We start from the raw sequence: 11,828 nt of genomic DNA, 5'->3' as shown, positions 1-11,828 counted from the left end.
GCATACGGCAAACCGCCCCGATATGTCGCGGGGCGAATTGCCCTATAGCTCGTTTGCGACTTCGGCGCTTGATGGGATCGATGGCTGAGCGCCTTGCTTGAGGCAGGCGAGCGATCCTGCGACGGCGGCCCGCCGCAGCGATGCCTCGAAATCTAGGCCTTCGTCCAGGCTCGCGGCGAAATAGCCGCAGAACGTGTCGCCGGCACCGACCGTATCGACAGGCTCGATCTTCAATCCCTTCGCACGGGAGATGACGCCGTCGCGGATTGCGATGACGCCGTCTGCGCCGAGCGTCACGATCAGGGTTTGCCCCGTCTCCGCATTGAGTCGTTTCAGCGCGGCCTCGCGATCCGCCGTGCCCATGTTTTCCTGGCCGGCAAGACGCTCGAACTCGGTTTCGTTCGCGATCACGATGTCGGCAAGGCGGCCGAGGCGTGGAGCGTCTTCGATCAGTGGGGCCAGGTTGAGGATGGACGTGACGCTCTTGGCGCGCGCCGCGGCCAGCGCCCGCTCGACGGCCGGAACGGGCACCTCGAGCTGCAGCATCAGGATGTCGCCCTCCTTCATCGCGTCGATCGCGACGTCGGCATCGGCCGGCGTCATCGTGCCGTTTGCGCCAGGCACAACGGCAATCATGTTCTCGCCGTCACCGCCGACGAGGATCAGTGCGGTTCCGGTCGGCTCGTCGACCTGCTTGACGGTTTCAAGTCCAGTGCCGGCGTCCTTCAAGAGAGCAACCGCCGGCTCCGCAAAGGCGTCGCGGCCGACGGCTCCCGCCATGTGAACGGTTCGGCCGGCGCGTCGCGCCGCAAGTGCCTGATTGGCGCCCTTGCCGCCTGCTGCCGTTGAGAAGCCGTTGCCGGCAACCGTTTCGCCGGGCTTCGGCAAGCGCGCGGTGGTGGCGATGAGGTCCATGTTGATGGAGCCGAAGACTGTGATCATGAGTGTCCCGTCCAATGCTTTTCTTGAGCGCGACACTGCCTGAAGGGCTTACTCGTCGTCAACCACTCTGAGCTTCAGAAGCCCGCTGCGGCTGTCGACGGATTTTGGCGCGCCATCACCGTCCCGCGCCGCGGCCTTGCTGTTGTCGCCGCCCTCGAACTCCAGAGCTTCGATTTTCGCGCCGCGCTTGGTGAGCTTATCGGTGGAGGTGAGGATCTGGTCGACATCTCTTTGCGTCATGGAAAAATGGCTCTGCAGCTTGCGAACACGCTCGTCGAGACGGCCGAGATCGTCCATCAGGTTCGCGACTTCGCCCTGGATGACGTGTGCCTGGGCCCGCATCCGCTGATCTTTCAGGACTGCCTGAATAACCTGGATGGAGAGCATCAGCAGCGAAGGCGACACGATGACGATGCGCGACCGGTGCGCCTTCTGCACGATCGCTTCGAAATTCTCGTGGATCTCCGCGAAGATCGATTCCGACGGCACGAACATGAAGGCCGTGTCCTGCGTCTCGCCCTGGATCAGATATTTCTCGGAGATATCGCGGATGTGCGTTTCCATGTCGCGGCGGAACTGCTGCGAGGCGACCTTGGCTCCGTCAGGTCCGCCGGCGTCCCGGATCGCGTTCCAGGCTTCAAGCGGGAACTTCGCGTCGACCACAAGCGGTGGTGCGCCGTTGGGCATGCGAATGGTGCAGTCCGGGCGCGAGCCATTGGAAAGCGTCTGTTGGAAGGCATAGGCCCCCATCGGAAGGCCGTCGGCGACAATCGTCTCCATGCGCGATTGGCCGAAAGCGCCGCGTGTCTGCTTGTTGGAGAGGATCGCCTGCAAACCGACGACATCTTTCGCCAGTGTCTGGATGTTGTTCTGGGCGGCATCGATGACGGCGAGACGCTCCTGCAGCCGCTGCAGGTTCTCGTGCGTCGATTTGGTCTGCTCGCTGATCGTCGAACTGACGCGCTGCGACATACCATCGAGACGCTGGTTGATCGCCTGGTTCAGCTCGGACTGCCTCGAGCCGAACACTTCGGCCATTGTCGACATGCGCCCGTGCATTTCCGCCTGGATTTTCAGAAGTTCGGCCATTCGAGCATCCGTCTCGGCGGCACGGAGGCTCGCTACCTCGGCCTGCTCGCGCCGCACCTGCCCGCTGCGGACGAGAAGGAGGATCAGCAACAAGACCAGAGCCGCGATCGCGCCTCCGGCGAGCGCCAGCGTGGCAGGACTGATACGGGAAAGGGCGAGGAGAAACGACTCAGAGCTGGTGTTCATTTCGCCACCATAACAAACTCGTGTGGGATGGCTAGATCAAAACGTGAACAACTCGCAAGCCTTCCCAAAGGATTGGCTCGTAGAGGGAACAAACGACAGTTGACAAATCACAAGTTCATTTAACCTTTGCTCAACCATATTGCGTAAAAGGTCAGGTCAAATTCCCTTTTGCATCAATTACAAAGCAGAGAGATCATGACCAGCCAGCAGTCCGACAGCACGCTCAAGCAACGCCTCGATTTCATCGAGCTGGACGACGGAGCCCGCGCGGCGCTGCGTGAGATGCGCCCGGCAATCTCGGAGTTGCTCGGCGGCGCTCTCGACAAGTTTTACGCGAAGCTGGCAAGGACGTCTGAGGTCGCAAGTTTCTTTGCCGATAAAGCGCATATGGGACATGCCAAGAAGCGCCAGGAAGACCACTGGGCCAATCTGGCTGGCGGCAACTTCGACGAAACCTACGTCAAAGGCGTGGTCACGGTGGGCAAGACCCATGCCCGTATTGGCCTCGAGCCTCGCTGGTATATCGGTGGCTACGCGCTGCTGATGAGCGAACTCGTGAAGGGCCTGATGGCCAAGCAGTGGCCCTCCATGTTCGCCAGGCAACAGGGCAAGGTGCTGGCCGAGAAGCTTTCAGCGGTCATCAAGGCCGCGATGCTCGATATGGACTATTCGATCTCGGTCTATCTGGAAGCGCTCGAAGAGAAGCGACGCAAGCTGGAAGAAGAGCGCGTAAAGGCCGAGCAGGATCAGGCCGTTGCGCTCGATCATCTTCGCCGCGGTCTGGAGGCGCTGTCGAACGGCGATCTCGAGGCCACGCTGCCGCCAGATCTCCCCGGTAATTTCAAAGCCATGGCCGACGACTATAACCGCGCCGTCGCCGCTCTTCGCGCGTCCTTTGGCTCGGTGCGGGCAACCTCGGGCGAGATCCTGAGGGGTACGGACGTGATCGCCAAGGCCTCCGATGACCTTGCTTTGCGGACGGCCCAGCAGGCAGCTGGCGTCGAGGAAAGCTCGGCGGCGCTGCAACAGCTTTCGGTCAGTGTCGGACAGACTGCCGCAAACGCCGAAAAGGCATCCGGTGCGGTCCGTGAGACGCAGCAGAAGGCCAAGAACTCCGGCGAACTCGTCACCAGCGCCGTTTCCGCGATGGCCGGCATCGAAAAATCCTCGACCGAGATCGCCAAGATCATCGGCGTCATCGACGAGATTGCTTTCCAGACGAACCTGCTGGCGTTGAACGCCGGCGTGGAGGCTGCGCGTGCCGGCGAAGCGGGCAAGGGCTTTGCCGTCGTGGCGCAAGAGGTCCGCCAACTGGCGCAGCGCACCGCCGACGCCGCCAAGGAGATCAAGAACCTGATTTCGGAAAGCTCGGTCCAGGTGAACGAAGGAGTGGACATCGTCAGCAGCACCGGCGAGGCGCTGAACGACATGATCAACCGCATCGATATCATCAACAGCTTCGTTGCCGATATCGCCGCGGCCGCGCGCGATCAGGCAACCGGGGTCAACGAGGTCAGTGTCGCCATCCGCAACATGGACACGATCACGCAGCAGAACTCGGGAATGGTCGAGAACACCTCTGCCGAGACGCGGCGCCTGCGCGGCGAAGTCGACAATCTGGTTGCACTGCTGCAGCGCTTCCGTACCGGCGTCGAGCAACGTTCGATGACCACGACACGCCGCGCCGCATGACGGGAATGCGGCGAAATTCCGGGCTGGGGCGTAAAAAAGCGCTCCGCCAGCCCACCGGATAATTCCATCCTGGAAAAAGATGCGTTATGGGAACGCCATGACCATCAAGCCACTCATCATTCTCCCCGATCCGCTGCTTCGTCAGGTTTCCAAGCCGATCGAGCGCGTTGACGCCGATCTTCAGCGACTTGCCGACGACATGCTTGAAACCATGTACGACGCGCCCGGTATCGGCCTTGCTGCCATCCAGATCGGCGTGCCGCGCCGCATGCTGGTCATCGACGTTTCCCGCGAGGGCGAAGAGAAGCAGCCCCTCGTATTCGTCAATCCGGAGGTCGTGGCATCGACAGACGAGCGTTCGGTATATGAGGAGGGATGCCTTTCGATCCCTGACTATTATGCCGAAGTCGAACGCCCGGCGACCGTCACCGTCAAATATCTCGACCGTGATGGCAAGGAGCAGACGGTGCAAGCCGACGGCCTGCTCGCGACCTGCCTGCAGCACGAGATTGACCACCTGAACGGCGTACTCTTCATCGACCACATTTCTCGCCTGAAGCGGGACATGGTGATCAAGAAGTTCACAAAGGCGGCGAAGTCGGCGAAGGCGCTCTAACCGGACCTTTGCTGACGCAGCCTTGCTGGACAGGCGATTTCGCGGGCCGGATGCCTGAAGGGGCTTGATCTGAAGCTCGCAAGCCCGTTTGAAGATGTCTGACCGGAAACATGGCGGGATAGAAATGTCGCTTCGCATCATCTTCATGGGCACGCCCGAATTCTCCGTCCCGACCCTGCGAGCGCTGATCGACGCGGGTCACACGATTCTTGCCGTCTACACGCAGCCGCCACGGCCGGGCGGACGGCGCGGGTTGGACCTGCAGAAGTCGCCGGTGCACCAGGCGGCTGAGCTGCTCGGCATTCCCGTCTTTACGCCGGTGAATTTCAAGGATCCGGAAGAGCGCGAGCGCTTCAGGGCGCATGATGCAGATGTCGCTGTTGTGGTTGCCTATGGACTGCTATTGCCGGAGGCGATTCTGACCGGCACGCGCCACGGCTGCTACAATGGTCATGCCTCACTCCTGCCCCGGTGGCGGGGTGCTGCTCCGATTCAGCGGGCGATCATGGCCGGCGACGAAAAGACCGGCATGATGGTGATGAAGATGGACAAGGGGCTCGATACCGGCCCGGTGGCTCTCACCGGTGAAGTCGAGATCGGCCCCGACACCACGGCCGGGGAATTGCACGACAAGCTGATGCATGTCGGGGCCAGGGCAATGGCTGAGGCAATGGTCAAGCTCGAGATGGGCGATCTTCCCTTGACGCCGCAGCCGTCGGACGGTGTGCTCTACGCCGCCAAGATCGACAAGGGCGAGACGCGGATCGACTTCTCGCGGGACGCCACTGACATCCATAATCACATTCGCGGTCTGGCGCCGTTTCCGGGCGCGTGGTTCGAAGTGGCAATCGGCGGCAAGCCTGAGCGCGTCAAGGTGCTGGCCTCGGAAATCGCACAAGGCCGCGGCAGCGCTGGCGAGTTGCTGACCGATGATCTGGTCGTTGCCTGTGGAACCGGCGCCGTTCGCCTGACCAGACTGCAGAAAGCCGGTGGCAAGCCGTTGCCGGCCGCTGATTTCCTGCGCGGGACACCGCTTCCATCGGGCACGAGGCTTCCCTGATGCATCGTTACCGCATGATCGTTGAATATGACGGTGGTCCTTACGTTGGCTGGCAGCGGCAGGAGAACGGACCGTCTGTCCAAGGGGCGATCGAGAAGGCGATTCTGTCGGCAAGCGGTGAGACGGTGTCGATCCGCGGCGCGGGGCGCACCGATTCCGGCGTTCATGCAATGGGCCAGGTCATCCATGCCGATCTCGCCAGGGAGTGGTCGGCCTTCAAATTGCAGAATGCGCTGAACGCCCACCTCAAGATGGCCGGGGAGCGGGTCGCGATCGTCAGCGTGGGAGCGGCGAGCGAGTTCTTCGACGCACGGTTCTCGGCGCTGCGGCGCCATTATCTTTATCGCATCATCAGCCGCCAGGCGCCGTTGGCGCTGGAGGCCGGGAAGGCATGGTGGGTCCCAAAAGCGCTTGACCATGAGGTCATGCATGCGGCGGCGCAGACGCTCGTCGGCAAGCACGATTTCTCCACCTTCCGCTCCGCACATTGCCAGGCCAACAGTCCGATTCGAACACTTGATCGGCTGGACGTGACGAGAAACGGCGAACTGATCGAGATTCGTGCTACGGCCCAAAGCTTCCTGCACAACCAGATCCGTTCTTTCGCGGGAACACTCAAGCTCGCGGGGGAGGGCAAATGGACGCCGGCCGACGTCCGCGCCGCGTTGGATGCGCGAGACCGCAAGGCCTGTGGCCCGGTCGCGCCGCCGGATGGACTCTATTTCATGCAGGTGGACTATCCCGACGTCATCGTCGACCGGCGCCCGCCGGTGGAAGGCGACGACGGCTAGGACTTCTGATTTTTTCGCTGATCAGACGGGATAAATGCCGAGAAAGCGCTGCAGGTATTCCGACAGCATCAGTGATGGCACGAGCAGCACCAGCGTGAGTGCCCCGACCATCAGGCCTTGGCCGTAAAAGATCATCCTCAGGATGCGTGCGATCGCAAAGACCTGCGCAAGCATGAAGGCCAGCAGCAGCACCGAGACGAGGCCAACCAGCTGTGGCAGGAAGAAGACGAGCGCGAGCAGCATCCCATTGACGTAGGACAGCGGCACGCCGAGCCAATTAACGCTGACGATAACAGGCCCAAAACGCTCGCCCTTCTTGAAGGCCAGCAGCAGCAAGCCTGCAAAGACCAGCGGCACGAACCAATTGGCGGCCTCGACGAGCCCGAGTCTGAAATAGAAGAGTGCGCCGACGTCGGTATGCGGCGGCATCGTTTGCAGGAAGGCCTGGCGCCACCATAGCCACGAGATGCCCATTGGCGGCAGGCACCAGAAGATCGCCCAGAACGAGCGGTTGACGCCGCGATCCGACATGTCGAGGAAGCGAAAGCCGCGCGGATCCATGTGGATCAGCAGCCAGATCCCGGCAAGATAGTACTGAACTTCCCTAAAGCCCGGCATTAGCGAACCAGCGCTCGATGAAGGTTTCATAGATTACCGTGAGTCGCTCGAGGTCGGAAATTGCGACGCGTTCATCGACCATGTGCATCGTCTGGCCGACAAGGCCGAACTCGACGACCGGGCAGTAATCCTTGATGAAGCGGGCGTCCGACGTGCCGCCCGTCGTGGAGAGCTTCGGGGACTGGCCGGTGACGCTTTCGACGGCCGAAGACAGCGAGGCGATCAGCGCGTTGTTGCGGGTCAGGAAGACGTGGCTCGGGCGCTCGGCCCAGACGATATCGTATTTGAGCGGCGCACGGCCGGGGCGCAGCACGCCTTCCGCTGCCGCGGCATCGAGGCGGCGCAGGATCTCCTGTTGCAGGCTCGCGGCGGTCCACGTGTCGTTGAAGCGAATGTTGAAGCTCGCCGTTGCCTTGGCGGGTACGACGTTCGTCGCCGGATTGCCGACGTCGATGGTCGTCACTTCCAGGTTGGACGGCTGGAAATTGTCGGTGCCAGCGTCGAAAGGTGGGTCCATCAGCGCTTGCGTGAGTTGCAGGATGCCGCGCACCGCATTGTCGGCAAGATGCGGGTAAGCGGCATGGCCCTGGACGCCATGCACGGTGATTTTGCCGGAGAGCGAGCCACGGCGGCCGATCTTGATCATGTCGCCGAGCTTGTCCGGATTGGTCGGCTCGCCGACGAGGCAGGCATCCCAGCGCTCGCCGCGCTCGGCCGCCCATTGCAGCAGCTTGATCGTGCCGTTGATCGCCGGGCCCTCCTCATCGCCGGTGATCAGGAATGAGACCGAGCCCTTCGGTGCGCCATGCTTTTCGATATAGCGGGCAATGGCCGCGACAAAGCAGGCGACCCCGCCCTTCATGTCGACAGCGCCGCGTCCGAAGAGTTCGCCGTCCGCAATCTCGGCGGCGAAGGGCGGATGCGTCCAGGCGGCTTCGTCGCCAACCGGCACGACGTCGGTATGCCCGGCAAACATCAGGTGCGGGCCTTCGCCGCCGAGCCGCGCATAGAGGTTCTCGATATCGGGCGTTCCCGGCTCGGTCGCCTTCACCTTATCCACCTTGAAGCCAAGCGGCGACAGCATTGCCTCGAGCGCCGAAAGCGCGCCGCCTTCAGCGGGCGTGACGGACGGGCAGCGAATCAGAGTCTGAAGATTGGCAACGGGATCGGTAGCGGTCATGGGAGTGGAACTATCCAGCGGTAGTGGCAAAGAAAAGGCAAGGCGGCGGTACCGCCTTGTTGAAATGTGCCGTTCATTTTGCCGGATCAAGTCCGACCGTCAGCGTTTCGGAGGCACCCATCGTTTCAGACGCGTAGATCGCCGGAACCTCAAGACTTGATCAGTCGCGAAGCAGTTCGTTGATGCCGGTCTTCGAGCGGGTCTTTTCGTCGACGCGCTTGACGATGACGGCGCAGTAGAGGTGCGGCGCCGGCTGGCCGTTGGCCATGGTGGCATTGCCCGACGGCATCGAGCCTGCAACGACGACGGAGTAGGGCGGCACTTCGCCGTACATCACTTCGCCGGTGGCGCGATCGACGATCTTGGTCGACTTGCCGATATAAACGCCCATGCCGAGGACCGAGCCCTCGCGGATGATGCAGCCTTCGACGACTTCCGAACGCGCGCCGATGAAGCAGTTGTCCTCGATGATCGTTGGGCCGGCCTGCATCGGCTCAAGAACGCCGCCAATGCCGACGCCGCCGGAGAGGTGCACATGCTTGCCGATCTGAGCGCAGGAACCGACGGTCGCCCAGGTATCGACCATCGTGCCTTCGTCGACGAAGGCGCCGAGGTTGACGAAGGACGGCATCAGCACGACGTTCTTGGCGATGTAGGCGGAGCGACGCACGACGCAGTTCGGCACGGCGCGGAAGCCGGCAGCGCGATACTGGTTTTCACCCCAGCCTTCGAACTTGGATGGCACCTTGTCCCACCAGGTCGAGTTGCCCGAACCGCCCTTGACGACTTCCATGTCGTTCAGGCGGAACGAGAGGAGGACGGCCTTCTTCAGCCATTGATTGACCTTCCAGACGCCGTCGTTGCCACGCTCGGCAACGCGTGCCTTGCCGCCATCGAGGAGTTCGAGCGCTGTTTCGACGGCGTCGCGGACTTCGCCCTTCGTCGACGTATTCACATTGTCGCGGTTGTCGAAGGCGGCTTCGATGGTCTTTTCGAGGGAGGAAAGGTCGCTGGCGCTCATGGGAATTCCTTAAACTTCGATCTTTATCGTTGGAGACCGAAGCCTCCGGAATTGTGATTGGCAGGGTGCGATCTGCTCTATCGCATGAACGGGTAAAATGGAATGATTTTTCCCGCGGCGTTTCAACGCCTCGGGACGACATACCGGCTCTGAAAGCCGGCGGTATTGAAAGGCATTAGGCATGGCAAAGGCACGAAACGGCAGACTGCGGCGCAAGGATGGCGTATGGGCCCCGCTCAAGACGAGTGCGGTCGACAAGCATCGCGCCGAGTCCGTCCCAAAGACGCCGCAGACCCTGTCACCGGCCTATCGTCTTGCCTATGTCGACGAGGATTTTTTGTGCCGCGAGGAGTTGCGGCCGATCCGGCTGCAGCTCGAACTGCTGAAGGTGGAGATGTTGCTCGCCGAGCGCGGCATCAAGTCAACGGTGGTGATGTTTGGTGGCGCCCGTATTCCTGCTCCCGGCCAGAGCGCATGGGCGGCGCGCAACGAGGTGCAGCGGGCCAATCTCGAGGCCGCGTCCGTCTACTACGACGAGGCACGCAAGTTTGCGCGGCTCTGCTCGAAGTATTCGGCGAGCTTCGATTTCCACGAATACGTTATTGTCACCGGTGGCGGGCCTGGTGTCATGGAGGCCGGCAATCGTGGTGCCGCCGATGAAGGCGCGCCGTCGATCGGTCTCAATATCGTTTTGCCGCACGAGCAGGCGCCGAACGTCTACGTCACGCCGGAGCTCAGCTTCAACTTTCACTACTTCGCCATCCGCAAGATGCACTTCATGGTGCGCGCCAAGGCGATTGCGGTCTTTCCCGGTGGTTTCGGCACGCTGGACGAATTCTTTGAGTGCCTGACGCTGATTCAGACAGGCCGCATGGAGAAGATGCCGCTCATCCTGTTCGGAGAGAAGTTCTGGCGCAGCATCATCAATTTCGAGGCACTGGCCGAGTTCGGCACGATCGCGCCTGACGACGTCGATCTGATCAGCTTCGTCGACACCGCGGATGCCGCCTGGAAGATTATCGAGGACTTCTACGAACACCACGAATAGAAAGGCCCGCTAGAACGACGGGCCTTGCGATCGATCGGTAAGTCCAAACTTACGGGAATGGACGATCCGGCATATCGTCGAGCGAGATTACCCCGTCCTTGTTGCGATCCATCCAGGTGAAGAACTTGTCGAAGGCGGCTTCGGCTTCCTGCTTGGAAATCTGGCCGTTCTCGTCGGTATCGAAGCGCTGCATCATCATCATGCCTCGCATCATTCCGCCACGCATGCCGCGGCCTTCAGGGGTGGCCTGCGGTGGTGCTGGCTGGGCGCTGTCGGCATCGGCCGGCGGTGCCATCGGCATTGCATCGTCATCCGCGGTATCATCCGCAGGTGCCTTCATCTTGGCCATCATGGCTTCGCGGTGCTTGCGGATTTCCCCTGGCGTCAGCGAGCCGTCCTTGTCGGTGTCGATCGCGACGAAGATTGCCTCCATGCCGTCCTTGGCTTCCTGCTTGGAGATCTGGCCGTCCTTGTTGGTGTCGAACTGCTTCAGCATGCGAACGAAGATGACTTCGCGGATCGCGCCCATGCGCGGGCCCATCATCATGCCCATGCTGTGCTGCGGGCGAGGCCGATGAGGCTTCTTGTCGTGAGATGCTGCAAAACTGGTGCCTGCGGCACCAACGATCAAGACGGAGGAGAGTGCGGCCAGTATCAGCTTGTTCCGAGACATTTCAGCTCCTTTCAATATGCAATCGCAATCGGATTACAGATGAGAGGGTAGGGCTGGTGTGGCAAAACGCCCAATTAAAGATCGGTAAGCTGGATAAAACTTTCGTAACCTAACCGGTAATCTTCGCAAGAAAATCAGTGAGATCGTCGGTCACGAAGTCGATATGATCGTCCTCGCCGCTGGTCTTTTCCCACCATTCGACAACCGTGTCTTCGAGATTGTTTGGCACCAGCAACACTGTCTGCATGCCAAGGGTCTTTGGAACCTTGAGATTGCGCGGCAGGTCTTCGAACATCGCCGCCTTGCCGGTCTCCACCCGCTTCAACGCTGCGAACTTGTCGTAGGTCGCCTGCGCCGGCTTCGGCACGAAGTCCGCCGCCACGATGTCGAAGATGTCGTCGAAATGCTCGAGGATGCCCAGCGCGCCCGCCGCCATCTCGGCATGCTTGACGCTTCCATTGGTGAAGATGAATTTCCGACCCGGCAGGGCCTTGATGGCCGCGCCCAGTTCGGGCTGCGCCGTCAGGCTGGAGTAATCGATCGCATGTGCCTTCTCTAGGAAGTCGTTCGGATCGATGCCGTGGTGGATCATCAGTCCCTGCAGCGTCGTGCCATGATCGAGATAGTATTGCTTCTGCAGCTTGCGGGCTTCGTCCCGCTCCATCTGCAGCAAAGTCGAGACGTAGGCCGTCATGTTCTTGTCGATCTGCGCGAACAGGTTGACGTGATGCGGGTAGAGCGTGTTGTCGAGGTCGAAAACCCACTCGGTCACATGCGAGAAGTCCGCCTTGGTCGGCGTGCGATCTATCTTGGTCATGGGGGCGTTATGGCACGGCTTGCCGCGCAAGGAAATCGGCAAGAAAAAATAGACGCCCGATTTGCGGCGGACGCAGCCGGCAAGGGATGTTAGAA

Annotated in this window: 12 protein-coding genes; 5 read left to right on the top strand and 7 right to left on the bottom strand. The window is 61.4% G+C overall.

Annotated features, from left to right (window positions below):
• Window positions 1-42: 42 nt before the first annotated feature.
• Together C934_RS0116295 and C934_RS0116290 are read right to left on the bottom strand one after the other, a co-directional pair.
• Entirely contained in the window at window positions 43-942 is a 900-nt protein-coding gene (locus C934_RS0116295; RefSeq protein ID WP_018857722.1) for a ribokinase, read from the bottom strand.
• 48 nt (window positions 943-990) lie between these two features.
• A complete protein-coding gene (locus C934_RS0116290) occupies window positions 991-2,217 on the bottom strand; it encodes a DNA recombination protein RmuC (RefSeq protein ID WP_018857721.1) in 1,227 nt (408 codons plus the stop codon).
• 195 nt (window positions 2,218-2,412) lie between these two features.
• On the opposite strand from C934_RS0116290, the gene C934_RS0116285 reads away from it, so the two are divergent.
• The 4 genes from C934_RS0116285 (at window position 2,413) to truA (ending at window position 6,376) form a co-directional block, all read left to right on the top strand.
• Window positions 2,413-3,909, top strand: a complete 1,497-nt coding sequence (locus C934_RS0116285; protein WP_018857720.1) for a globin-coupled sensor protein — start codon at window positions 2,413-2,415, stop codon at window positions 3,907-3,909.
• Window positions 3,910-4,006: 97 nt separating this feature from the next.
• Entirely contained in the window at window positions 4,007-4,525 is a 519-nt protein-coding gene (gene def, locus C934_RS0116280; RefSeq protein ID WP_025658739.1) for a peptide deformylase, read from the top strand.
• A gap of 124 nt (window positions 4,526-4,649) precedes the next feature.
• A complete protein-coding gene (gene fmt / locus C934_RS0116275; RefSeq protein WP_018857718.1) occupies window positions 4,650-5,585 on the top strand; it encodes a methionyl-tRNA formyltransferase in 936 nt (311 codons plus the stop codon).
• Window positions 5,585-6,376, top strand: coding sequence for a tRNA pseudouridine(38-40) synthase TruA (gene truA, locus C934_RS0116270; protein ID WP_018857717.1), 792 nt, complete (start codon window positions 5,585-5,587; stop codon window positions 6,374-6,376). Before fmt ends, truA begins: the two co-directional genes overlap by 1 nt.
• 21 nt (window positions 6,377-6,397) lie before the next feature.
• Here truA and C934_RS0116265 read toward each other — a convergent pair whose 3' ends face one another.
• The 3 genes from C934_RS0116265 to dapD all read right to left on the bottom strand — a co-directional run bounded on the left by C934_RS0116265 (window position 6,398) and on the right by dapD (window position 9,195).
• Entirely contained in the window at window positions 6,398-6,994 is a 597-nt protein-coding gene (locus C934_RS0116265) for a hypothetical protein (protein ID WP_018857716.1), read from the bottom strand.
• Window positions 6,981-8,174 carry a succinyl-diaminopimelate desuccinylase gene (dapE, locus tag C934_RS0116260; protein WP_018857715.1) on the bottom strand — a complete coding sequence of 398 codons (1,194 nt, stop codon included), beginning with the start codon at window positions 8,172-8,174 and terminating at the stop codon, window positions 6,981-6,983. Before dapE ends, C934_RS0116265 begins: the two co-directional genes overlap by 14 nt.
• 160 nt (window positions 8,175-8,334) lie before the next feature.
• Window positions 8,335-9,195 (bottom strand): 2,3,4,5-tetrahydropyridine-2,6-dicarboxylate N-succinyltransferase, encoded by an 861-nt coding sequence (dapD, locus tag C934_RS0116255; protein ID WP_018857714.1) that lies wholly within the window; start codon window positions 9,193-9,195, stop codon window positions 8,335-8,337.
• A gap of 181 nt (window positions 9,196-9,376) precedes the next feature.
• On the opposite strand from dapD, the gene C934_RS0116250 reads away from it, so the two are divergent.
• Entirely contained in the window at window positions 9,377-10,243 is an 867-nt protein-coding gene (locus tag C934_RS0116250; RefSeq protein ID WP_018857713.1) for an LOG family protein, read from the top strand.
• A gap of 49 nt (window positions 10,244-10,292) precedes the next feature.
• On the opposite strand, the gene C934_RS0116245 is transcribed toward C934_RS0116250, so the two are convergent.
• Both C934_RS0116245 and C934_RS0116240 read right to left on the bottom strand, forming a co-directional pair.
• The gene (locus C934_RS0116245) at window positions 10,293-10,916 is read right to left on the bottom strand and encodes an EF-hand domain-containing protein (protein WP_018857712.1); all 624 of its coding nucleotides are present in this window, start codon (window positions 10,914-10,916) and stop codon (window positions 10,293-10,295) included.
• Window positions 10,917-11,025: 109 nt separating this feature from the next.
• The gene (locus C934_RS0116240; protein WP_018857711.1) at window positions 11,026-11,733 is read right to left on the bottom strand and encodes a pyrimidine 5'-nucleotidase; all 708 of its coding nucleotides are present in this window, start codon (window positions 11,731-11,733) and stop codon (window positions 11,026-11,028) included.
• Window positions 11,734-11,828 lie beyond the last annotated feature (95 nt).

This window comes from Rhizobium sp. 42MFCr.1 (genome assembly GCF_000377185.1).
Taxonomy (GTDB): Bacteria; Pseudomonadota; Alphaproteobacteria; order Rhizobiales; family Rhizobiaceae; genus Rhizobium; species Rhizobium altiplani.
This window is presented reverse-complemented; position numbering and strand designations above follow the sequence as displayed.